This is a genomic window from Spirochaetota bacterium, from assembly GCA_038043445.1.
In the GTDB taxonomy this organism is placed as follows: domain Bacteria; phylum Spirochaetota; class Brachyspiria; order Brachyspirales; family JACRPF01; genus JBBTBY01.
Genome location: JBBTBY010000027.1, coordinates 126618 through 152124 on the forward strand (window position 1 = coordinate 126618; position 25507 = coordinate 152124).

Consider the following 25507-nt stretch of genomic DNA (forward strand, 5'->3'; position numbering starts at 1 on the left):
AATGTGACATCTTCATATGTATATGCAACAAGCATACCACGAAGGAGCGGTGGTGCGGGATCGTCATTGTATGCCGGTAATCCGGGGGTATTCGCTGTGTTTTAGCTGCCCGCTCAGTGCAGTATGATAACAGCTTCAGCAACCCATGTTAAGTAAGCGAGCAATCCGGGGAACAGATGCATGTCAGCACGGAAATAGTTGTTTGCGGAGAACGGTTATTTCCCTTTCCGTGCGTTGAGGGCTTTCAGCTTGATATTCAATGTTGTCCTCGTTATCCCGAGCAGTTTCGCGGCGACACCCTGATTGTGCGATGACCGCTCCATCGATTTGGCGATCATCACCTCTTCCACTTCGCGCAGCGACGGGAAGTGTTCGCCGCAGAGGTCTATGGAGGTGGCTGCCTGCATGAGCGGGAGGTCGTTCTCCGACACGTCGGGCATGATGCGCTCCTTGAAATAACCGAGCGAGAGCACATGCGACTCGTGGCGGCTTACCGCGTCGTGTATCATCATCTCAAGTTCCCGTACGTTGCCCGGGAATTTGTGTACCTTAAGGAGCGGTATCAGTTCGGGCGGGTACGACGGCTTCTTTTTTCCGAGCTCGTCCGCCGCCTTCTGCATGAAATGGTCGACAAGCGCCGGTATATCTTCATGCCGTTCCCTGAGCGGCGGCACATGGATGCGATGCGCTGCGAAGCGGTAATAGAGGTCCTTCCTGAACTCGCCCGATTCCTGCGCCTTGGCTATGTCCTTATTGGTGACGGCGATGATGCGCGCGTCCGATCGAAGCGGCATATCGGAGCCCAATGGATAATATTCGCGCTCCTGAAGGAGACGCAGCAATTTTACCTGCGACTGCTGTGTTATATCGCCTATCTCATCGAGGAAGAGCGTTCCCCCCGCGGCTTCTTTTATAAGACCGGTGCGAACCGTATCCGCGCCGGTGAAGGCCCCCTTACGGTGTCCGAATAGCGTGTCGGAGAACATCATATCATCGAGGCCCGCCACGTTCACCGCTATGAGCTGCCCGGCACGCCCGCTTGCCTTGTGCACTGCGCGTGCAACGAGCTCCTTGCCCGCCCCTGTTTCCCCGGTAATGATCACCGGTTGTCCGGAGGGGCCTATCAATTCGATATATTTGAACAGCGCACGCATATGCTCGCTTTCGGTGATGATACCGCTGAAATATTCCGGTCGACGCGGACCGGCGCCGACGCTTTCCACGAGCAGGCGGTTCTCGCGTTCGAGTTCGTTCATCCGCATTGTGCTCTTTACAGTGGCGATAAGGAGGCTTTTTTCGACGGGCTTCAGAAGATAATCTGCGGCACCCGCTTTCATACAGCGGACAACGACACCGAGCTCGCTCGTACCGGTGACGATGATGACCGGCACCTGCGGGAAGTCTTTTACCGTGGCTTCAAGCACTTCCTCGCCGCCGATACGCGGCATGGTAAGGTCAAGTATCATGAGTTCCACGGGACGGGAAGCCAGTATCCCCGCCACATCATGCGAATCGGAACAGATGATCGTATTTGTTATCCCGGACGCCGCGAGCGCGAGTGAAATACTTTCGACTACATACGTCTCATCGTCGACGATGAGTATGGGGTCCTGCGGGAAAAGTATCGTGTCCATGGCGTACTCCATCCTTCAGAAAATTTATCGAGCTGCCGGCAGGGATATCTGCACCATCGTGCCTTTCCCTGCCTCTGATGAGAAAGCGATAGTGCCTCTATGCTCCTTGACGATCGCGGAACTGATGAACAGGCCCAATCCCATGCCGCCGCTCTCCCGTTTCGTGGTGAAGAACGGTGTCATGACATTGCCGAGCTCCTCGTCGGTAAAACCCCTGCCCTCGTCGCGCACTATGATCTGGACATTACCCGCATTGTCGAGCTTCGTCGTCAGATAGATATGCTGATCGGGGTGTATGAGCGCCTGATACGCGTTGGTGATGATATTGACCATCACCTGCTCGATCTGCAGACGATTGCCGCGAACCGCTGGCAGCCGTCCGTCGCGGTCCATGATGATGCCGGCAGTGGTCTTTTTAAGCGAGCCTTCGATGAGCGAAAGGGCGTTGTCGATAACGAGGTTCACATCGACCGCTTCAGCGAGGAGCGACGGTTCTTTCCTCGAATATCCTTTCAGGCTTTCGACGATCGATTTTATCTTCCAGCTGCTTTGCACGGTTTTTTCGAACATCTCGCGTATCGTGGCGGCGCGTTCGCCGAACGAAAGCCCGGCAATAAGGAAATCGCCGTTGTTCCGATAGTATTCGATCAATATCGGTTCTATGCTCGCCCAGGCGTCATTAAGCAGTGAAAGACTTGTGATGATATACTGATTGGGGTTATTGATCTCATGCGCGATGCCCGCGACCAGTATACCCAGGGATTTCATCTTTTCCGCATGCTGGAGGTTTATCTCAAGCAGTCTCGCTTTTTCCTCGGCTATCTTTCGATCGTTCAGTTCGCACACGAGGCGCTCGTTGACGACCTCGAGTTCCGCCGTGCGCTCAAAAACGCGCGATTCCAGTTCGTCTTTTGCCCGGCGCAGATCATCCTCATCTTTCAGGCGAAGCATGGCCACTGCGGCCTGATCGGTGATGGCTTTCATGAGCGAAAGCTCATCCTCGGTGAACGTCTCGCGATTCCTTGCGCCGAACGCCAGCGTGCCGATCGATTTGCCCCCGGTGCCGAACATCGGGTGAGAGGCGTATGCCATCAGCCCGAACGACCGCACGAGATCGGTGCGTTCATCGGGTATTGTCGGGATATGTTCACTCACGATGCGGCAGCCGTCGCGGGCCACGCATCCGCAGACGGAGACACCGAGATCGAGCCATTCGATGCGTTTTGCATCCTCATCGCTGAGGCCGGCGTACGCGTTCAGACGAAGTCTGTTCGTATTCTCATCGACGAGGAAATTGATGAAGACCTGGCAGTCCAGTTTCTGCATCACCTCCCGGCAGAGCGATTCGACGGCGTCCCGGGAGTTCTGCGCATGAAGAAGTTCGCCCGCGGTTTTCGCCAGAAGCTCAAAATGACTCACACTCTGTCTGAGCGCGCGTTCTGCCTGCTTGTGCAGTATCGTCTGCATGATGGTCGGCGCGAGGGCTTCAAGATTCTCCTTATCCTCGGCGCAGTAGCCGCCGTCGCGGTTCGCCACGGCTATCATTCCGTAGACGCGGTCTTCATGTTTGAGCGGCACGCCGAGAAACGCGCTCAAAGGCGGGTGCCCCTCCGGTATGCCGGTGCGGTCCGGATGCGACGAAGGACTATTGAAGAACAATCCGATACCTTCGGTAAGTACGCGTCCGTACAGCCCGCGTATGATCAAATTTGCCGGCGGTTTTCGATGTCCCGTGCCGTCGATCATGCCGCAGTCCATCTCCGTTCCGATAATGGCCATGTCATGAAACAGGCCGTCCGTGCCGACTCTGCCGATGAAACCGATCTTGCTGTCGGTGACGAACAATGCGGTGGCAAGGCAAGCGGCGCCTAATTCCTCCTCCGTATCGACCCACATGACCTCCCTGAAAATCCGATTGATGCCCTTCTGTACGCGGCCCTGGCGTGCAATGATCTCCTGGGCGGCCTTTATCCCCGTGATATCCTGCACCATGCCTGCCGATCGGATGATGCGTCCCGATTCGTCGCGAATATGCCGGCACTTTTCCAGCACCGTGCTGATCTCACCGCTTTTCTGCAGAATGCGGTGCTCTACCTGATAGGAATCGCGTCCCTCGCGTATCGAGCCGGAATACGCGGCGTCCACCCGTACGCGATCGTCCGGGTGAACCATATCGAGGAATATCTCGTAGGTGACGGTCATTTCCTGAGGGGCTTTCCCGAATATCCGGTACACTTCGTCCGACCAGTGTATACGGTTGGTTATGAGATCGAGCTCCCAGCTGCCGAGGCGCGCTATTTCCTGCGCGCGATTGAGCCGCTCCTCGCTCTCGCGTAATTTTGCATTGACGGTTTCCAGTTCCTGCCCTGCCGCTATGGCATTGTTCATCAGCGCAACAGCGGCGGATCGAGATTCGGTAAGCGATGCATTCGCGAGCGAGACCTCATCATAGAGCAGCTGCAGCCGTTTTTCGCTTTCCCGGAGGTCCTTCGACCGTTCCTCGACGAGCGTTTCAAGCTGATCGCGGTGCATGCGCAGCTCTTCTTCCGCTTTTTTTCGGATGATTATTTCCGTGTCAAGTGCCTGGTTGATATCGAGAAGTTTCGCCGTGCGCTTCTGAACGAGATCGTCCAGTTCGGCATGCGAGCGTTTGAGCTTTTCTTCCATTTGTTTGCGTTCGATGGCGTAGCGTATCACACGCGCTATGGTCATTCCGTCAGCCGTGCCTTTGACGAGATAATCCTGAACGCCGCAGCGTATGGCCTCCATGCCGATAGCCTCATCGGATAATCCCGTGAACACGACGATGGGCAGATACGGCGCCGCTTTCTGGATGCGCACATACGTTTCGGCGCCGGAGCTGTCGGGGAGCGTGAGGTCGAGGAGTCCGACGTCGAATGTGCCGTCGCGGAGCCTCGATACGGCGTCGCTCACGCATTCCACCAATGTGACTTCAAAGGAGGCGCCCCGTACCTCGGCAATACTGTGCCGGATGAATGCCGCGTCGGAGGGGCTGTCCTCGAGAAGGAGTATACGTACGACCGCATCGCTCATGTGTGCATCCATTGCCTCACTCGTTCACCGGGAACACAACGACTGAGAACCAGAAATGTCTGATCGACTGAACGACATTGATGAAATCCTCGAACTTCACCGGCTTGGTGACGTAGCAGTTCGCGTGAAGCTGATACGATCGGAGTACATCCTGTTCCGCGCCGGAAGACGTGAGCACTACGACCGGTATGGTGCTGAGGGCAGGGTCGTTCTTCACCTCGGCAAGCACTTCGCGGCCGTCCTTGCGGGGGAGGTTCAGATCGAGGAGAATAAGGTCCGGGCGGGGTACATCCGCATACTCGCCTTCGCGCCTGAGATACTGCATCGCCTTGACGCCGTCATCGACGTGGTGCATGCCGTTCGCGACCTTGGCGAGATTGAGCGCCGTCATGGTGAGCTTCGCGTCGGAGGGGCTGTCCTCGACGAGCAGAATCTGTATCGGCCGGGCCGATCCTGTGTTCATGCGCCGCCTCCTCTGTCAGGAATGGAGAAAAAAAATGTCGAGCCTTCCCCGGGCACCGATTCCAGCCATATCGATCCGTTGTGATGCTCCACTATCCTCTTGCATACCGCCAACCCTATGCCGGTCCCGGAATATACCGAACGGGAATGCAACCTTTGGAATATAAGAAAAATTCGGTCAAAATACTGCTTCTCTATGCCTATCCCATTATCGTGTACGCTGATCACCCATCCGTCGTCCCTATGGGCGGCATTGATGCATATCTCAGGGGTGCGCGGGCCATGGAATTTCACGCCATTGCCGATAAGGTTCTCAAGCAGTCTCGTCAGCTGCGTTCTGTCGCCATGCACTTCCGGCAGCTCCCCGCAGGTGATAACGGCATTGTTTTCCCTGATCGCGAACTGAAGCAATGCCTGTGCTTCATCGACGGCATCCCTGAGCGGCACGGGTGCGAATTCCTTTCCCACAGTGCCTATCCTCGAATACGAAAGAAGGTCGAGTACAAGCCTCTGCATCCGTTCGGCGCCCTGCACCGACACGTCGATATATTCCCGCGCCGCGGCATCGAGCGATTCCCCGTACTGCTTCTTTAACAGCCCCAGAAATCCCGCAACGGCGCGCAGCGGCTCCTGCAGGTCATGCGATGCGACATATGCGAACTGTTCAAGGTCTTTGTTCGAGCGCCTAAGATCTTCGGCGATGGTGCGAAGCTCCTCCTCATCGCGTTTGCGCCCGGTAATGTCACGATTGCTTTCCAGCACAAGTACGCCGCCGTCAATGGGCATTGCCGTTTTGCTTGATTCAACGATAACGCGGTCCCCGCCGCGTCTCCGATGCGTCAACTCACCCTCCCAATGGCCGACGCGAGCAAGAGTCGCATCATTGTCCGCCGGTAATCCCTCGGTATGCAAGAGCACATGAATGCGCTGGCCGAGCGCCTCGGCAGCCGTCCAGCCGTAAAGCGATGCGGCACCGCCATTCCAGAAACGGATCGCGCCGTTCACCTCACGGATGATAAGCGCATCGTGGGACTGGTCCATGAGCTTTGCCTGGTTATGAAGATGTGCCTCGTTCTCCCGGCGCGATCTGTCGGCGCGGCTGATGAGATGTGCGCTCCATCCCGCTACGACCGCGAGCGATATTATCATGGCGAGGGCGAGCAGTCCCGTGTCAAGCCGTTCCCCGTACCATCCGTGCGTGACACCCTGTTCCGCCAGCCAGCCGAGTATCGCCGGTATAAGAATGACCGTCGGTAAAAGCCATCGGGCGAGTTCAGAACCCGGTCCGCTGCCCGTCACAATGGCGGATATGCCATCATCCCGCGCGAGTATGAGCCCGGCAGCGAGCGCAACGAATGCCGCCGCCGTGGAGAGCGCAATTTCCGAAGCGCCGACCAATCGGTACAGCTCCTTATCGCCATAGATGTATCCCAGTAACGATATGAATCCGATGATGCCCGCTCCCAGAGCGAGTATCTGTCCGGAAAGCCGCGCCGGGGCAAATCGCGTCCTGAGAAGGATGATTGAGATGGAAATAAAAAGAAAGCTGCACGCAGTGAAGAGCGCCATACGCCCGGGGAATTCCGTCAATGTGTTCCCCGGATCGCGGAACATGAGCTGATCGATGCCGACATTTATTCCGGTCATGTACTCGAGAATGGTGATCGCACCGACAGCAAGCGGCAGTACGGCGAACGCGAAGCGAAAATATCGTTTTTCGCGGAAGACGAGTGCTGCACCGCACGAGACAAAACAAAGCGCCGTATTTACTTTCATCGAGTTCAGGCCGGGTAGAACGCTCGTTATCATCGTCAGTCCGAACATCCATCCGATGAGAACGAGAATTCCCATGAAAGCAACGGCCACACCGATGATCGAGGGCGCTCGCTTAAGCCCGATGATGGCAGGAGAGGGAGGTGGATGTACTTCGCCCCGCCTCGCCTTGAGAACGCGCTGCATCTCCTCAAGGATGACCTCGGCGCGAACGGGGTCGATGATCTTTATCTGCTGCTTGAGGACTTCATATGCGTCGTCCAATTCCTGTGTGCGGGCGGTGACAAGCACAAACAATGAGTCGCGGATACGGCGGTAACGTTCGGCGAGCAGGCTGATGAATACGCCCATGGCGATGAAGAGCAGCATACCGACGCCATCGACGAGGCTGCGAATGCCCAATCCCATCGGCGTCAGAAGCCAGAAATCCGCCGTCAGTGCCGAAACAAGAGTGGCGGCGACGCCGGGCCAGAATCCGCCCATGATAGCAGCAAGCATTACGGCCGGGAAGAATGTCACATAGGTGGGGAGTCCCGGTCCGACCCAGAGCGTACAAAAATAGCGCAGCATCGCCCCCGCACCGACAGCCAGCAGCGCTATACCAAAGCGTATATACGGACGGGCGAGGAGTTTCATGTGCGTTCCTCAACGATCCCTCGCGACTTAAAATTTAAACCTGCCGGCAGTCCGTCCTCTTCGCGGGAATGAAACGGTACTCGGGATGGGCCGTTGCGTTTTTTGTGCTTGTGTACGGAATTGGTTCTGCGACACGCGATCGAGCCAAAAGTGCGATAAGGAATAGTGTCCCACATTTGCTTCCACCGTACTGACTGTGCTTTACAGTATACGGCTATACGGGGGGTGCCGTCAAGCCCTTCCCGCCGTGATCAAAACGCATGACCATGCGAACACATTGATCATAGGGAACCCATGTTAATATTTTAAACACATGAAAGTGAGGCGGCAGCTTGAGATCTATTTTTTGCTTGCACAAATCCCTGAATGACTGTACTGTTGATGTAAAGAAGGACTTTGCAGGGTGCAATGAAAAAGAAAAAAACATCATTCGGTAAGAAAGCAGCAGCAAAGCCCAAGCTGCATGAAGCACTTGTGCATAAGCCGGCAGCGCGTTCGGACGGCGGCACAGCACGTCCGGGGTTTCCCATCGTGGGTATCGGCGCGTCGGCGGGCGGTCTCGCGGCGTTCGAGGCTTTTTTCTCAGCGATGGCGGACACGAAAAGCGGCATGGCATTCGTTCTCGTGCAGCATCTCGCGCCGGACCATAAAAGCATTCTCGGCGAGATAATCCAGCGATATACACCGATGCGGGTCGTTGAAGTCACTGACGGGATGATCGTTGAGCCGAATTGCGCGTACATCATCCCGCCCAACCGCGATATGGCCTTCCTCGACGGGGCGCTTCATCTGCTTGAACCCGCCGAACCGCACGGGCAGCGCCTGCCCATCGATTATTTTTTCCGTTCTCTTGCGCTCGATCAGCGGGAGCGCGCGGTATGCATAGTCCTTTCCGGCACCGGCAGCGACGGTACGCTCGGTATGCGCGCGGTCAAGGCGGAGGGCGGTCTTGTCATGGTGCAAAGTCCCGGGTCGGCGGAATATGACGGCATGCCGAAGAGCGCCATCGCGGGCGGCATCGCGGACTATGTACTTCCGCCTGCGGAAATGCCCGAACATCTCCTTGCGTATGCAGGACATATGCGGGGAACATCATCCCATTCGGGCGCATCGATAGTGTTCCCTGATGCGGTGCTTAAAAAGGTATTCATACTGCTGCGCGCTCAGACCGGCCATGACTTTTCACACTACAAACCGAACACCGTCAATCGGCGCATCGAACGGCGCATGGCCGTGCATCAGATAGAATCGATAAGCAACTATGTCAAATTCCTTCAGCAGACCCCGGAAGAGGTGGACGCGCTTTTTCGGGACCTCCTCATCGGTGTCACGAATTTCTTTCGCGATCCGGAAGCGTTCAAGGCGCTTGAAAATGAGATCATCCCCGCGCTCTTTTCCGGCAAGAGATCGGATGCGGTAATACGGGTGTGGTCGCCTGGCTGTTCCACCGGAGAAGAGCCGTATTCCATCGCGATACTGCTCGCGGAGCGTATCGAAGCGCTTAAGCGGGATTTCAGGGTACAGATATTCGCGACCGACATCGATGGTCAATCTATACGCACGGCACGCGCCGGCATTTATCCGGCGAGCATAGCCGCCGATATCTCACCGGAACGTCTCGCGCGCTTTTTTACCCGCGAGCCTGACGGGAGCGCATATTGTATCCACAAAAGCATACGCGACATGCTGGTTTTTTCCGAACAGGATGTGATCAAGGACCCGCCGTTCTCACGGATCGATCTTATCAGCTGCCGCAATCTGCTCATCTATCTGGGGCCGGAACTGCAGAAGAAGATCATACCCCTCTTCCACTACGCGCTCAACCCCGGCGGGATATTATTCCTCGGCACATCGGAGACGGTGGGCGAGTTCGGCGATCTGTTCGCCGCCGCTGAGCGCAGATCAAAACTTTATAAACGTAAGGACGGTTCGCCCGCCCGCTCCGCGATGAGCTTCGCGCCCATGGTGACGAGCGAAAAGATCGTCCCCCTCGCTGCCGGTGATGCGGCGGATATCGGACGGCAGACGCTGCGCGAGTTCACCGAACATGCGCTCCTGCAGGTCACGGCGCCCGGCGTGCTCGTCAACCATTTCGGCGATATTCTCTATCTCCATGGACGCACCGGGCAATACCTGGAACCATCCTCGGGGGCGGCGGGCATCAACAATATCCTGAAAATGGCGCGCGAAGGTTTGAGGCGCGATCTGACGACGGCTCTCCACAAGGCTGTTGCCGGGAGAACGATTGTGCGGCGCACGGGGCTGCGTGTGAAGACCAATGGCGATTACACGCTGGTCGACCTTACGATACGCCCGGTCGCACGCCCTTCGGGGAACGAAGTACCGTTATTCCTGATAGTCCTGGAAGAGCGGCCCGAACTGCCGGATGCGAGACTGGTGAGCAGGGGAAAGGCGAGGCACAACGGACATCATGGGGTCACCGCCGGGAGCGATTCGAACGTGCGTTCACGTGTCGAAAAGCTTACCCGGCAGCTCAAGGAGAACGAGGACTACCTTCAGGCGGCCAACGAGGAATTGCAGACATCGAACGAAGAGCTTACGTCCTCGAACGAGGAGATGCAGTCGGTCAACGAGGAACTGCAGTCCGCGAACGAAGAGCTCGAGACGTCAAAAGAGGAATTGCAGTCGATAAACGAAGAGCTCGCAACGGTCAATGCCGAGATGCAGACAAAGGTCGCCGACCTTTCACGGGCGAACAATGATATGAATAATCTCCTTGCGGGGACGAGCATCGGGACGGTGTTCGTCGATCACGAGCTGCGCATCATGCGGTATACGCCCGCCGCCGTGCAGGTGATCAATCTCATTGCAAGCGATGTGGGCCGTTCGGTTGCCCATGTCGTGCTGAACATTTCCGGCTATGACCGCATGGTGGCCGACATTACCGCCGTTCTCGAAAGCCTTGTCCCGTATGAGAAGGAAGTACGGACAACTGCGGGCGCATGGTATCTGATGCGCATACAGCCATACCGCACGATAGAGAATGTGATCGAAGGCGCCGTGATCACATTCGTCAATATCTCCGCGGCGAAGGAAGCGGCGTCGGCGCTCCGGCTCAACGAAGAACGCATGCGTGTTGCGCTCAACGGCTCACGGATATCGGTTTTCAATCAGGACAACGAACTGCGATATACGTGGGTATACAATCCATTCCCGCCGTTCAACGCCGTTCTCGGCAAGACCGATGCCGATATGCTTCCGGCAGAGGATGCAGAGATACTGAGCGCGATCAAGCGGCATGTGCTTGAAAGCGGCATCGGGACTCGGCAGGAGATCGTTCTTGCCGCCGCCGGTCATCGCTCGTTCGATATGACGGTCGAGCCGCTGCGCGATGAAGGCGGCATCATAGGCATAACCTGCGCGATCATCGACATTCCCGATCGCGGGAATATATCGCCGGATACCGCGGTGTGAGGCATTATCCGTGACAGCAATGGAGTTCAATGGTGGGGAAAAAAGGGAAGCCGTCCGATAAAATAGTCCGTCATGTCACGGCTTCACAAAAGACCGGTCTATCGCTTCGCCGGCGCGCCGAGATCGCCGTTCGGAAAAACGATGAGAATGCACCGGCTCCGACCCGAAAAAGATCAGCCCGTGAGATCGATATGATGCTCCATGAACTTCGGGTGCATCAGGCCGAGCTCGAAATGCAAAACGAGGAATTGCGCCGCTCACAGGCAGAGCTGGATGCCGCCCGCGAGCGGTATTTCGACCTGTACGATATGGCCCCGGTCGGCTACTGCACCATCGACGAAAAGGGGTATTTCCAGGAGACCAATCTTACCGCCATGAATATGCTGGGTATCGCACGGCGGGCTCCGGTAAAACAAGCGCTCGCTCGCGCTATCCATGATGAAGACAAGGCAAGCTACGATACGCATCGAAGGCGGCTGTTCGAAACAGGAATGCCGCAGGCGTGTGATGTGCGCATGCTGAAAAAAGACCGCTCGGTATTCTACGCGCATCTCGAGATGAGGTTTGTAAAGGATGGGACGCCGCCGGTGAGCCGCGTCGTGATCAGCGATATCACCGAACGAAAACATGCGGAAGCGACATTGGCACAGGCGGATAAAATGAGCACGCTCGGCATACTTGCCGCCGGCATTTCCCATGAAGTGAATCAGCCGCTCATGGCTATCTCCATGGCGCTTGACAATCTTTCCATGAAAGCACACGACGCCGGATATGTCATGGCGAAGATCGACGCGATGAGGTCGTATATCCAGCGCATTACAAAGATCATCGACAGTGTTCGATCCTTCGCGCGTGAACCGAGGGATGATGCGCCGGGTTCATCGTTCTCACCGAATGAGAGCGTCCGCAATGTTCTCTCAATGGTGGAAGAGCAGTATCGCGTCAATGCGATAGCGCTCGTGATCTCGCTCAGCGAATCGCTCCCGGCGGTGAACGGTAACATGAACCGTTTTGAGCAGGTGGTACTCAATCTCCTTACCAATGCGGCGTATGCGGTACACCAGAAAACCCTGGCCGCCGGACCGGATTATCACGGGGAAATATCGATCGTTACCGAACAGAAAGACACTTCTGTTGTCATGCATATCCGCGACAACGGCATCGGCATGTCGGAAGAAGTGAAAGGCCGCCTTTTTACCCCGTTCTTCACCACAAAACCGACGGGGGAGGGCACCGGTATGGGACTGTCGATCATCTACGGCATCGTGAAGGGAATGCGCGGAACGATTTCGGTTGAAAGCGTGCCCGGAAGTCACACAGAATTCACGGTCGCACTGCCGGTAACGTCGGGCCAGACTGCCCGGTGATCAATTCGCTTGCATTCGTCCGCGTCAGCTCGTTTCTCGGTGTATATAGCGTGTATTAACGCTCGTGATCTTCACATCATCCGTGCCGGCTATCGCTTGGAGAAGTTTTTCGGCCGCGTCCGCCGCGAACTGTTCCACGTCGAATCCGATGGTGCTCATGCGCGGCGTAAAACAACGCGAGAACTCTGTGTCATAAAAACCGATGACGGAGATATCGCCGGGGATCGAGAGCTTTTTATCGGCAATAGCCCTGATGGCGCCTACGGCGGTGTAATCCGAACTGCAGATGACCGCGTCCACCGGCTTGTTCTCGGATAATATCTTCTGCATCGCCAGAAAACCGCTGGTGCAGGTGTCTTCAACAAGGAATACCGGCCGCTCGGCGCTCTGTATGCCGTTTATCCCAAGCGCGAATTCGAACGCATTGCGCCTCTCGGTGCCCTCGTATACGTCTTTGAGCGCCAGTTGGATAAGGTTCTTTTTCTGATGCCGATGCACTAAGTGGTACACGGCATCGTTTATGCCGCTTCGCACATCGAAAAGAACATGGTCCGCTCCGTGTATCCCGGCATAACTTCCGGCGACCACAAGCGGTATCTGTGCGGCAATGATGCGGTTAAGCGCCTGATAATTTCCCGGCATCGGAATGACGATGACACCGCCTGCCCTGCGGGCGATAAGCGCATCGATGAAAAGTCCTTCTGTCTGCGGATCATTGGCGGCGTGGAAAGCGGCCAATTCGATATTGCGTTTGATGAACTGCGTATGAATGGCCGAAGCGAGGAGATGCGAGACAAGCGAATTGTCGGAGATCAAGAGGCCGGCGACGCCGTTCGTTCTGCGTTTCCTTCTTGTCGGCGAACGAGGACGGCGCGGCATCGGGGCGGCTCAGACCATTACCGAAGACATCCAATGGCCGTGAAGATTGCAGAATTCCACCGCGCTGATCGTTCCCGAAAAATCCTTGAAATGAACACCGGCGGCGGCATAGACGCCGTTGGGTGTGAGCAGCGCACGCGTTACGTGCTTGTCATTCTGATAGACATCGATGAATTGAATGTAGTGCTTTTCCTCCATCGGATGAAGCACCTCGCCGATACGTATATGCGCATCGCCGCAATTCTCGGGGATAAGCCCGCATGTCTTTGACACCTCTATCTGCGGGATATGCTTGACCGCCGCTTCCTTGCTCTTCTCGGCAGAATCCGTGAAAACAGAATCGTTCTGCTCGAAGACCGCGTTGGGCGAACGGCATACCGGGCAGCTGTCCGCGGACTTTTCGAACTCGATGTGATTGCAGTTCTGACAGACGTACAGTTTCATTTGTTCCTCCAGGGCGTGTGGCGTCGCCGACAAATACAATGCAATTTGCATGCCGATGATGGGATAGTTCGGGTGTGCGGTGTATATGAAATTGTAAGGTAAAACGCTGCTCATGTTGAGGTGAAACATGCATGGAATGAGGGGACTTTAAACCCCTGTTAACAATACGAGCAGGCGTGACGCTCGCTATCGGTTCTTTTTCGCGTATTGCGACGGCGGCATCCCCGTTTTCTTCTTGAACAAGGCGCTGAAATAATAGATATTATCAAAACCGCACTGTATCGATACTTCCGTTACCCGTACCCCTTTCGCAAGGAGCTCCTTCGCTCGTTCCATTCGTACATCGTTCACGTACATGATGGGCGATGTGCCGACGATCTCCTTGAAACGCCTGCTCACATAAGCGGGGGTAAGTCCCGACATGTCGGCGAGCATGCCGAGCGTTATCGGTGAATCACTGTGGGCATCGATGTATTCGCGCAGCTGATCGATGGGCTCTTCGACAGCGGCCGCTCCGGTGCGGTGACGTGTGATGATGGTGAAAAGCTCCATGACATGGTAGTAGATCATCCTGTCGGCGAATTTGTTGGATGAATCGAGTTCGGTATGGATGCGACGGAATACCGGGAGCGATCCCGGTACTCGATGCAGCACGCTGTAGCTTGCAAGCTTCAACTCCGCGACGATGTCCGCCATATCGGCGTTGACCTGCTCCGACATGCCGTTCGCCGTCGGATCGCCCCCATTGATATACGGCTTGGGTGTACCGGCATCGACATGGAATCCGAGCCAATAGTAGGATACCTTGCCTTTCATCACGAATTCATGGTTATAGTTCGGTGCGGTGATAAGGATGTCGTCGGATTCAATCTCAAGCGCCGGTACATCCTTCGACAGCGTGAGCGTTCCACTCCCGTTGAAAAAGTAGAATATCTCATACCCGCTGTGGCGATGGACCGGGACTGTATCGTCCCTGCTGTTCTCGTGCATGCCGAAATGGGTGAGCGAAGTGAAATTCTCACGGGGGAGTATCTTGTAGAAATTCTTCACAAAGGCGAGTATACAACAGCCCCGGGGAAATGTAAATTTAAGTGATCATGGCTCGGCGAACCGTGCGGGCATATTCGCGAGCGGCAGACCATGGAGCGAATAGGATCGATGAGCGCGTCGACGAAGGGGATTACACTGGCTTAAAACAGCCGCAGCACCGGTATCATTTCGCAAAGATCTTGACATCCCCTTTTGAGAACGGCCCCGGATGTTCAATGCGATTATCGACAATTCGAACCTCATCGGACTCCCACACGGTGATGCCGTATCCCGATGGAAGACCAAACATTTCGCCGGCGCGTGCGCTATTCTTCATGTTCGCTTCGCGAATAACATTGCTTTGGACCAGTATGTCCTTCGCACCGTATACATGTACACCGTCGACGCTCGATCCTTCTATCACATTTCCGATTATTGCGATCGATGTGTTTTGCCTGGGGAAGGGATTTTCCCATGTACCGGGCGAAGAGGCGGCACAGATCGAAATAGCCCCGGGAATAGTTCCCAGCGTCGGCGACAGCATCGCCTTGCTCTGGCCGATGCTGCGGATAACATTACCGACTATCGTAACGTCGGATACCCACCCGGATTCGGACCAATAAGGATAACTATGCCCAAGCCGTATCGCGGCGTATTTCACCCGCTCTATCGTATTCCCCTCCACACGTCCATGCGAAGCCATGAGCCGCAGTCCCATAGCCCGATGATCGTGAAAGTAATTGCTCCGGATAATATAGCCGGGAGCGTCGATCGAAGGGAAACACACCCCGTCTCCCGGACTGAGCGGACGCGAGATCGGTCTCTCTACGCCGATCTCACAAACCTGGAATCGACCGCTTTTTGGGAAATTCCACTGCCTTCTGATATCCGACGAAATGGCGGCCCACGTCAGATCGGGGTGATTCGTAGCGTATGAAGAGAGCGCGACCTCGTCAGCGATCTCAAAATTCCCGAACTTGAGCAGGCGCACCGTATCTCCGCGCTTAAGCAGCGACATGTTCCGATGGGAAAATGGGGATATATCCGTTAGCAACAGCCGCGTCGGCGAGGGGTTTGAAATCACCATCATAGCGATACCATGGATGTTGACCGAATCATCTCCCATGAACGAGAAATCGCAATTTTCAAGTACCGGACCGCGGTTCGCGATGGCGTAGTTGAATCCGTCGGCGCAGGTGGAGAGAAGGCGAGGGTCGACAGCGCCCGCCGGTGTCGGTCCCGGGTATATCTTGTAGCTGAAATAATTGCTTCCGGTAAGCCAGCGGCAGCAAACGCCAAGGTCAGGTGATGACAGGATATGTACATTCACCAGGGAGACAGTATCAGATGTCCGAAAATAGACCGCCATAGCTGGTCGCCGCTTGCTCAGTACAAGATGATCGCCGACCGACAATTCCGCAAGATCGAGCTCAGCGGGACTTCGGGATATCAATGTGCCGCTGCGAGGACTCGCGATCTCATTTTTCTCGAAATAGGCATCATGCAGTCCTTCTTTCCACCTGCGCGTCTTGTTATCAAAGAACCATGCTGTCGTCGGCGCGAAATTACTTCCCACCGATGGATAGCCGTCATGTATCTCATAACCGATCCGGTGCTGATCGTCGCTGATCGAGACGACCGTCGCTTGAGTGAAAGGCAAAGGGTCATAGTCTATCGTGAAATTCCTGAGCGTTACGTTCGACGAGTCGATCACTGCGAAGACCGCGTCCGGTGCGGCATTGAGAAGTACCGTATTCGATCCGGCCCCTTCGATCACAAGGTTATTCGCCCGGGAAACAGTCACCCGCGAACCGTCGATGAAAAAACGGCCTGCCGGCAGAACGACCGTTGCTTTTTTAGCCGCTATTGCCTCGTCGACCATTCGCTGAAGCGGTATCCGCTCCGGCTGTGGCGCTGCAGGGGACGCGGCAATGCCCAGGAAAATGCATACCGCAACAGGAATCGATCGATAGACTATACTGCTCCTGAAGGAACTTGTCATTTGTTTTTTCTCCTCGATCTTGTCCGTACATTTCACTATAGCCTTGAATAAATTCCGCGTCAAGGCGGCTGAACGACAGGCGGCTAAACGAATCGAGCCCTTCCCTATCGTAGGGCTTCCACCGCTTCGATGAGCGCCTTCACGTTCTGGAACGGCGCATCGTTCTCTATCTCGATATAGAATATCCCGCCGCCGCCCATGCGGTGATAGATGTCCGCATAGCGCTTCACCTGCGCACGTATCTCATCCGGAGTCCCGAGCGGCACCAGATGCTGACGGTCCGGATGCAGGTATGCCGTTACTTTGTGCTTGCGGCATTTTTCCGCGAAGTCGTTCTCGTCATAACGATTCACCTGATGCCACACGCCGTCGACGCCCATGTCGATGAGCTCATCCATGATGGGGCCGAGTGCCCCGCAGGAATGGAAGAACACACGGCGCTTCGCCTCTTTTATACGGGCGAAAAGCTTTTCATATCGCGGACGGTATACGTCGCGGAATATCTCCGGCGATATGACAGGCCCGTTCTGAAATCCCCAGTCGTCCCCGAACATGATGACATCCGCACCGACGGCGATCTGATGATCGCAGAATGCGGTCATATAATCAACGAGGCGGTCGAGGAGAATGAAGAACCGTTCGTCGCGGGTATAGAGGTCGACAAGTACGTCGTCCATCGGGCGCAATGCGCACATGCGTTCAAAGAGCGAAAGCCCTCCGCGGAAGAGAAGATGCGTCGCCTTGAGCGCATCGTTGCGTTCGCGCTCAAGTCCGGCGTTCTCGGAATTCAGCGATGGCGGCGGAGGGAAGGTATAGCTGTCAAGCGCCGACCAGTCGGCAAGCGGATACTTTTTTGCATGGCCTTGTATCCCGAAGAGCGAGTATTCCATCGTAGTGCCCCATGCGTCGACACGGGATTCGAAATATGAGCCGTCAGGGCGTATACTGCCGGGGGGCGGGGCAGGGATGCTTGAGAAAACATCGGGGGAATCGCCGGGATGCGCACGGAAAAGATCGAGGAGCTTTTCGCCGTGCACGTGCAATCCGGCAGGCGACGGGTGATAGACGAGCGGTATGCGGTCGGGGCTGTCGAATTCGAATGCCCGCAGCATCCGTTCACGGGGCGTCATGCGGTCTTCCCCGCGGCGCAGCGGCATTGCGCGGCAGTGAACATTGCGATGATGTTCTCCGCAGGGACATCATCCTGGATATTGTGCGCCGGCGCGAGCATGTATCCTGAGTCACGCATCGCTCCAAGCACGTCGACAACCCCTCGGCTTACGCTTTCGGGCGTTCCATTGCGGAGCAGATGCTGCGTATCGATGCCGCCGTGAAAGACGAGCTTTTCACCGTATGCGGTCTTGAGCTTTGCCGGCTCCATGTCCCGTACGCCCGGCTGTATCGGATTGAGAATGTCCACACCCGCGTCGATAAGATGCGGTATTATCGGGAATATCGAACCGCAGGAGTGATGAAAGTACGCCGCGTCAGTGAATTGTTTCGTGTATCGTATGCGCTCGGCGAAATACGGCTTGATGAGCGATTCGAACATGTCCGGCGAGATAAGCGGCCCCTGCTGCGTACCGAAATCGTCGCCGCTCGTGGTGAAGTGAATGTATCTGCCGACGGCACCGTAGTAGATCTCGATGACGCGCTTCTGATAGGCAAGGATGATATCGAAGAAACGCCGCACGAAGGGCTCGTCGATGGCCATCTTGAGGAGGAAATCATCATAGCCGCACATCCAGCATCCGAGTTCGAGTACACCGTACACAGGATGCTCTCCGCACACGACATACGGTGTTTCCTCGGAGAGCCGCTTTGCTTCGATGCGGGATCGTTCTATGAGGGCCTTGTCGATATTCTCCGGTTTCGGCCATGGATAGCGTTCAAGATCGTCGATGGATGCTCCCTGAAGCGGCGGACCGACGATATCAGCGTACAAACCGGTGTATCGTCGGCGTATGCCCCAGCAATCGACCGTTTCGGTATCGGAAACGCGGCGCGTTAGATCGCTCGCAGGCTGTATGACAGTACCGACGCGGCGTATATCGATATCAAGATGCGTAAGTATGCGTTCATCGAATTTGGTGTACACACCGGGGCTCGCACCCTCGACCCCCAGCGCCTCGCGAAGACGCGTCTGTACGTGTTCATTCGCCGATGACAGCGATGTGCCGCCAAGATCGAAGGGTACCCGGTCGACGGGGGCATGGTTGAGCGTGGCGCTGAAACGTTCCCGGTAATTCATGGATGATCCTTTTGTCTATGAATACAGGGAATGTACTTCCTTAACCCCGGGAAGTATTTATGGATTTTTATCTAGTATTTACCATATCTTACCGCCCGCATGCGGCAGCTTATTCGGTCACGATACGCACATTGTCAAACATGACCGTTCCGCTTACCACTTCAAGGCCGAGGAGGAGCTCCACTTTCACCGCCATTTCATGCACCGTGTATGAGAAGGAGACTTTCTGCTCGAACGTCCCGATGCCGACCGCTGCCTGCGGATAATCCTTCCTGCTCTCGGCGTCGGTCACGACGAGCATGCATTTGATGCCGTTGTATGATTTCGGCTTCTCGCTCACGCCGACGGCTTTTACCTGCGCCTCGACGCGTATCTTCTTTCCGCGGAGCTTCTCTACCGGGAGCGAGAGCACAGCGCTTTTCGTCGCCGACGGATCGTCGGACACGATGGAGAGCGCCTTGCCGTTCGCCGAGGGAACTATCGTATGCGCTCCTATCCATTTCGACGTGTCACCGTCGAAGTTCTCTTCGAGAAGAACGGTCGACACGGTGTTCTCTGCTTTTGCGGCCGTTCGTGCGTCGGCTTGAGGCGCGGGCATATTCGGGGATTCGGTCATCGCTTTTATTATCGCGTCAGCATAGCCCTGCATACCCTTGTCGCCGGGATGCCAGTTGACGCCGCCATTGGTGAAGCGCTTTTCAGCACCCGCCGACGCCTCAGGATCTGCGTGTACCTTCGTAATATCGACGAACACGACGCCCTGACGCCTGCAGACCGTGCGTATCATCTCATCCTTAGCAGCACCGCTTCTCCATGTGCCGGTGCAGTATATGCGCACCGACGACTTCGCTTTCTTTATCGCGCTCACGAGCGATTCATACGGTCTTTCGAATTTCTCTTCCGTCGCTTCGCGGTCATTCTCCCCGAGCTGAATGATGACGAGGTCCGCTCCGACAGCGGTGATCGAATCGATGGCAGAAAGCTTTCCTGCGATCGTTCCGCCGCCGACAGCGCTGATGCTGAGCTCAGGCGATGCCCCCTGCGCTGCTGCTATTGCCGCGTGCACCAGATGCACATAGTCTTTTTCTTCCGCGGACGCCGCCATTCCCCAATCGGTGAGCCAGCCGAGTTTTTCAGCGGGACCGTGTTTGGTGATGCTGTCGCCGATGACGAGAAGCTTTTTTACCCCGGCGATCTTTCCTGTCGCCGCGGGCACGATGCTCGCGGCCGATATTTTTTTCATGCCGTTCTCGTATGTTTTCATGATCTCCTCGCCGGTAAGCTCTCTCGCATAGATGCGCACTTCGTCGATGTCGCCGCTAAAAGCATTGCCGCCCGCTGGTGTGAACGCCCCGATGACCAGCTCGGTGCCTGAAGCGAGTATCGGTCCGCCGCGCTGCATTGTTCCGCTCGACTTTCCGTTGAGGTACACGCGCACCGTTGCCCCGTCATACGTGCCGACGGCATAATTCCATGAGCCGCTCTTGATCGGTTCGGAGGCATAGGCGCCGAAGCCCCATGCCTTGGATTCATTGGGGACCTGCCATTGCAGTATCTCGCCGTTGATATTGAAGCGATACCCCTGTTTCCCGGAGCCGGACATTTTCACTAACAGTTGTCCGTCCTTCTGCGGCCCCGACGGTTTGAACCAGAGCGATACGCTGATCGATGCGGGGGTGAGGAGCGGCGAGTCCTTTATCGTTACCGACGGCTTATCCGCGGCATTGAACGACAGTGCACTCCCGGCTACGCCGCCTACCCATTTCGTATTGGCCGTTATACCGGTGAACGTGCCGTTCGCGTCACTCACCTGTGTGCCGCTTCCCTCATCGAAGGTGAGACGAAGCACGGGCGGTTCCGCCGCGCACAGTATCGTAACGAAAGAAAGTGCCAGAGCAATGATGTGTGGTCTCATGCAATACCCCCGTAGCGGATTATTTATCGACATTCTTCACCGTGTAGAGCGCGACGATGCTTTTCGGCAGCAATCCGCCGGTTTTGTTTTTTCATCGTTCTCCCCCCTCATGAATTTGCGGGGCTACCGCACCGCAAATTCATACGCCGTCATAGAATGGGCAGGGAACACACCGTCGATCGTGTTCTTCGTCACCGACACGGCGGCGGCGGATATCGTTTCGGCCACTTCGCCTTTCTGATTGACCGACTCAAGCGGACCGGTCACCTGCCATATTTTTCCCGATGCGATGTTCGCCCCGTTGACCGTGATGCGAGACGGTATATCAAGGATATGGTGTTTATTGAACACCATCACATACACGGTCTTTTTATTCGCCGAGAAGCTCGCGGTTGCCGTGAGCGCATCGAACGGAGGCTTTTCGTTCTCATCTGCAACGACCGCGATGTCCTTGACCTCGATGGCCGCATTGACCGGTGTCGTATCCTTGCCGATGATGCGCCAGAGCAGGATGAGCTTTGTGCAGTCGGGGAGTACCGTCATGGAGCCGGTGAAATCCGTCCAGTCGGCCGCCTCATTGAGCTTTTCAACGCCGATGGCGGACTTTGTCGCATCCCATCCCCGGCCGTCCATGAGCCCGATACCGATGCGGTACTTCTCCGTCGAACCGATGCAGCGTGCTTTGAAGCTGATCTGGTATGTCGCTGATGGTGAGACCGAAAATGTCGTAACGGTGGGATATCGTTCACCGGTATAATCCTTCAGGCTGAGGGTAAGCGTTGTGCCATCCGCCTTCCACGAGGCATTCCCCTCGCTCCCATCGGCGAGCGTTATCTTCGGCTCTTTTATTATCTCATTCGTTCGTATGCGACGCGGTTTTACGCGCAGTACTCCTTCAAAATCGATCTTTGGCGATCCCACCTCGGTTGCAAGGAGTGTTGTGCCGAAATGCTGCCCCCAGAGACGGAACAGGTAATAGGCGGGGAGAAATTTCCACTCCGCGGCCTTGCCTTCGGGTATTGTCGACACATCACCGGGTCCGCGCACGAACCCCCAGTACCCGTTGATGAACTGCCAGTAATTCGCCATGAGTATGTTCTGTTCCGGCTGCAGGAGCGATCGCACATAATCTGCGCAGAAGAGAGCGGTGCCGTAGGCGTAGCGATAGGGTATGGGCTTGTTCTGAACGAACATGCCGTTGAATTCGGTTATCGCTAACGGTATGTCACGGCCGGCATTCTCCCGAATGATGCGTCGATATTCGGAGAGCATATCATTGAGATCGTCGACCCCGGCCATGCATGCGCGCATGAGCTTGTCGGACGAGATGACGCCCGTATCGCTGTGATATCCCACCTGATACGTGTGCAGTGCGAGGAAATCCGATCTGCTTCCCGCGAGGCGGCATATCTCGGCGTTCCATTTGTCGTACGGACCGGTGCCGGTGCCAAGATGCGGCCCCATTTTTATCGACGGATCGACCTTCTTCATAAGGCTCTCGCACGCGAGATAATAGTCGGCATACTGCTGTACGGTAAATTTCTTGAACGGCTTTACATCGTGATTGCCGTGATCTTCTTCGTTGCCGATCTCAAAGTATCTCACCCGATACGGTTCCTTGTGTCCCCACTGCGCGCGCTTCATGGCCCATGGGTGATCGGGCGTTGCCGGGGCATTGAGATATTCCACAAGTTCGGCCTTATCCTCCGGTGTGCCGACATACACGGCGACGTTCATGAGCGGCTCGCATCCGACGGCGCGGCAGTACGTCATGAATTCGTCGATGCCGAAGGTGTAGTCGGGGCGTTCATCGAGGGGGCCGACCGTTCTTTTCCAGTCGAAATTGTGCACGAGACAGCCGCCGGGATAGCGCATGATCTTCATCCCGATCTCCTTTGAGAACCGTACTGCATCGGGTACCGGCACTTTGTTCTTTTTATCCCAGAGCCCGCTCCCGGTTCGCCCCTGGGAATTCGAATGCGGGCCGAAAACGAATTGGCCTTCAGCGGCTTCCACATTATGACCGAATACGAGCGGATTGACCGCGCCGATGACTTTCCCCGCGTCGACGGTTATGACGCCGTGCGGCATATCGTCACCATAGGCCACACACAGTGCGAAGCATGGCACGAGCGCTGCTGAAATGAACCGATTCATGATGTCTCCTTCGCTTCTTCATTGATCTCGGGATATATCGTCGTGAGGCATTCTCATTTCGTGCTTTACCGGAAATTGAACGCTGTCATCGAATGGGCGGGAAGCACGACGGTGAACGCCCCGCCTGCAATGCCTTCCACCGGAGCGCCGCTCACGATCTCTTTTGTCGTTTCCTTTTTGGGATCTTTGTTGTCAAGCGACTCCGCGTTCACCTGCCACATCTTTCCCCGCGAGATCCCCGCACCCTTCACGCTGATACGCGTCGTTATATCGCTTACCATGCTTTTGTTGAATACCATGAGGCAGAGCGTCTTCCCGTCCGCGGAACGGCTTGCGCTCGCCGTGAGGAGGCGGTAGGGCTGTTCCCGCTTACGCGCAATGCGCAGGTCCTTGATCTCGACGTTCGCAGAAACGCCTGTGTCCGACTTTCCGCGTATGCGGCCGGTCAATACAACGCCGGATGCATCCGGCAGCGTATTGTATTCGATGCTGAACGCATTCCATTCGCCCGCCGATTCGATGCCTTCAATGGCTTTGGCGGATTTCGTAGCGCCCCATCCCCGGCTGTCCATGATCCCCACGCCGAGTATGAAATCGCCCGAGCTTCCGACGGTGCGCGCCTTGAACGTGAGCACGTACGTCGAAGCAGGAGAGAGGGCAGCGGAGGCGAATAACGGATAATCATCGCTTTTTGCGTTCTTTATCTGCATGGTGATCGAGTCTTTTCCGGTGACACGGAATGCGCATGTTTCAGCGGTCTGGTCCGTAAGAACGATATCCGGATCGTCGATGGCATTCGCGATCGCCGGTGAATAGCGCGGTGATTCAACAGTAAGGCCAAGAAGCTCGGACCCGAAATGTTCGCCCCAGAGCCGGAACGTGTAGTATGCAGGGAGCGTCGTCCATCCGGAAGCGGACTTGCGGACAAAACCCCAAAAACCGCCGATGAAATGCCAGTATTCGGCCATGAAGATGTTGTTCTTCGGCTCAAGCATGTACCGGACATAATCGGCACAGAAGAGGGCGGCTCCGTATGAGAAGCGGAGTTCGTGATTCCCGCCATTGTACTCGGTTATCGCCATCGGTATGTCCTTCCCCGCGTTCTTCCTGATGACCTCGCGGTATTCGGTGAGCCGTTCAGCGCCGATGTCGGGCGACCGCATGAACATATCCACGGGCGGCAGATAGGTATGTATCGCAATGAGGTCCGCCTTGTCTTTGACGATGGAGAACACTTTTGCGTTCCACGGATCTGACGGCGGTGTGCCCGTGCCTGCATGCACGCTCATCTTAATGGAAGGATCGATCGCTTTCATCGATCGGACGCAGCGGAGAAAATAATCGGCATACTTCTCAGCCGTGAATTTCTGGAACGGTTTCACATTATGATTGCCGTGGTCTTCCTCATTGCCTATCTCAAAGTATTTGATGCCGTACGGTTCCTTATGCCCCCACTGGGCACGCTTCATCGCCCAGGGGTGTTCGGGCGTTGCCGGGGCATTGCAGTATTCAACGAGCTCTGCCTTGTCCTCGGGCGTCCCGACATAGACGGCTACCGTCATAAGCGGCTCGGCACCGACGGCACGGCAGTATTCCACGAGCTCATCGATGCCGAATGCGAAATTCGGGCGTTCATCGTACGGGCCCACGGCTTTTTTCCAGTCAAAATTATGGACAAGACATCCGCCGGGGTAGCGCATCATCTTCATGCCGATATCTTTCGAGAATTGCACGATCTCGGGGGTCGGTTTTCTTTCCGCAATATTCCAGATGCCGTCCGCGTCCGATTTCGGACTCGGTTTGGTCGAAAAAATATCCTTGCCGTCAGCCGCTTCAAGATTATGCCCAAAGATGAACGGGTTAACCGAACCGCGTGCCTTGTCGGCCTCTATCACAATGCTGCCGGAGAGATCCTCCCGCTTCGGCGTTATCATAAAGCTTTTCTCGGGGGCTTTGCCTTCGACACGTACGGAGAGGTCATCGAACCATACCGTGCCGGTGACCGATTCGAGCCCCAGCATGAGCGATGCCTTCATCGTCTCATGCGGTACGTTCACGATGAACTGTACGCGCTGCCAGTCAAAGCTCTCGGTACCGATAGTCGCCTGCGGCCAGTCCTTTTTGTCCGCGGTCTGCCAATAAAGCAGCACCTTGATGCCGTTATACGATTTCGGCTTTGCGCTCACGTTCTCTGCTTTGACCTGCGCAGTAATGACGATCTTCCTGCCTTTATACTTTTCCGCATCGAGCGTATAGGTCAGCTTATTATCGCCTGCCTGCGTCATTACGCGCATCACTGTGCCGCGGTCGGACTTTTCAAGCGTATACGTTCCGTCCTTCCAGCGCTCTGCAACGGAAGCAGCATTCTCGAAATCCTCGGTAAAAAGCGTTGTCTGTGCCATACAGAAACCTGCGAGTATTATTGAAATGAAAATACTTCTGAGCATTGTCTTACTCCGCTCCCCTTTC

The 25507-nt window shown here is 55.9% G+C and carries 15 protein-coding genes; 2 read left to right on the forward strand and 13 right to left on the reverse strand.

Translation table 11 applies throughout. The features are described from left to right. Positions 1-215 precede the first annotated feature (215 nt). From AABZ39_04360 to AABZ39_04375, 4 genes are read right to left on the reverse strand one after another with little or no spacing between them, the layout of a single operon-like run. A complete protein-coding gene (locus AABZ39_04360; protein ID MEK6793985.1) occupies positions 216-1634 on the reverse strand; it encodes a sigma-54 dependent transcriptional regulator in 1419 nt (472 codons plus the stop codon). A gap of 24 nt (positions 1635-1658) precedes the next feature. Beyond that, positions 1659-4700, reverse strand: coding sequence for a GAF domain-containing protein (locus tag AABZ39_04365; protein ID MEK6793986.1), 3042 nt, complete (start codon positions 4698-4700; stop codon positions 1659-1661). 4 nt (positions 4701-4704) lie between these two features. Then, a complete protein-coding gene (locus AABZ39_04370) occupies positions 4705-5151 on the reverse strand; it encodes a response regulator (GenBank protein ID MEK6793987.1) in 447 nt (148 codons plus the stop codon). Next, positions 5148-7559, reverse strand: a complete 2412-nt coding sequence (locus AABZ39_04375; protein MEK6793988.1) for an ATP-binding protein — start codon at positions 7557-7559, stop codon at positions 5148-5150. The genes AABZ39_04370 and AABZ39_04375 overlap by 4 nt, the downstream gene beginning before the upstream one ends. A 408-nt stretch (positions 7560-7967) precedes the next feature. Between AABZ39_04375 and AABZ39_04380 the strand changes: the two genes are divergently transcribed. Together AABZ39_04380 and AABZ39_04385 are read left to right on the forward strand one after the other, a co-directional pair. Beyond that, entirely contained in the window at positions 7968-10994 is a 3027-nt protein-coding gene (locus AABZ39_04380) for a chemotaxis protein CheB (GenBank protein ID MEK6793989.1), read from the forward strand. A 29-nt stretch (positions 10995-11023) separates the two neighbouring features. Further along, complete coding sequence (locus AABZ39_04385; GenBank protein ID MEK6793990.1) at positions 11024-12361, forward strand: ATP-binding protein; 1338 nt, start codon at positions 11024-11026, stop codon at positions 12359-12361. A gap of 24 nt (positions 12362-12385) precedes the next feature. On the opposite strand, the gene AABZ39_04390 is transcribed toward AABZ39_04385, so the two are convergent. The 9 genes from AABZ39_04390 to AABZ39_04430 form a co-directional block, all read right to left on the reverse strand. Next, a complete protein-coding gene (locus tag AABZ39_04390; protein ID MEK6793991.1) occupies positions 12386-13240 on the reverse strand; it encodes a substrate-binding domain-containing protein in 855 nt (284 codons plus the stop codon). 9 nt (positions 13241-13249) lie between these two features. Next, a complete protein-coding gene (locus AABZ39_04395) occupies positions 13250-13684 on the reverse strand; it encodes a desulfoferrodoxin family protein (GenBank protein ID MEK6793992.1) in 435 nt (144 codons plus the stop codon). A 186-nt stretch (positions 13685-13870) separates the two neighbouring features. After that, entirely contained in the window at positions 13871-14734 is an 864-nt protein-coding gene (locus tag AABZ39_04400) for an AraC family transcriptional regulator (GenBank protein MEK6793993.1), read from the reverse strand. A gap of 163 nt (positions 14735-14897) precedes the next feature. Continuing rightward, a complete protein-coding gene (locus tag AABZ39_04405; GenBank protein MEK6793994.1) occupies positions 14898-16715 on the reverse strand; it encodes a right-handed parallel beta-helix repeat-containing protein in 1818 nt (605 codons plus the stop codon). Positions 16716-16819: 104 nt separating this feature from the next. After that, the gene (locus tag AABZ39_04410; GenBank protein MEK6793995.1) at positions 16820-17845 is read right to left on the reverse strand and encodes a uroporphyrinogen decarboxylase family protein; all 1026 of its coding nucleotides are present in this window, start codon (positions 17843-17845) and stop codon (positions 16820-16822) included. Beyond that, a complete protein-coding gene (locus AABZ39_04415; GenBank protein MEK6793996.1) occupies positions 17842-18966 on the reverse strand; it encodes a uroporphyrinogen decarboxylase family protein in 1125 nt (374 codons plus the stop codon). Before AABZ39_04415 ends, AABZ39_04410 begins: the two co-directional genes overlap by 4 nt. A 109-nt stretch (positions 18967-19075) precedes the next feature. Next, positions 19076-20881, reverse strand: coding sequence for a LamG-like jellyroll fold domain-containing protein (locus AABZ39_04420; GenBank protein MEK6793997.1), 1806 nt, complete (start codon positions 20879-20881; stop codon positions 19076-19078). A gap of 123 nt (positions 20882-21004) precedes the next feature. Beyond that, entirely contained in the window at positions 21005-23038 is a 2034-nt protein-coding gene (locus AABZ39_04425; GenBank protein MEK6793998.1) for an alpha-L-arabinofuranosidase, read from the reverse strand. 65 nt (positions 23039-23103) lie between these two features. After that, positions 23104-25485 carry a hypothetical protein gene (locus AABZ39_04430; GenBank protein ID MEK6793999.1) on the reverse strand — a complete coding sequence of 794 codons (2382 nt, stop codon included), beginning with the start codon at positions 25483-25485 and terminating at the stop codon, positions 23104-23106. Positions 25486-25507: the final 22 nt, after the last annotated feature.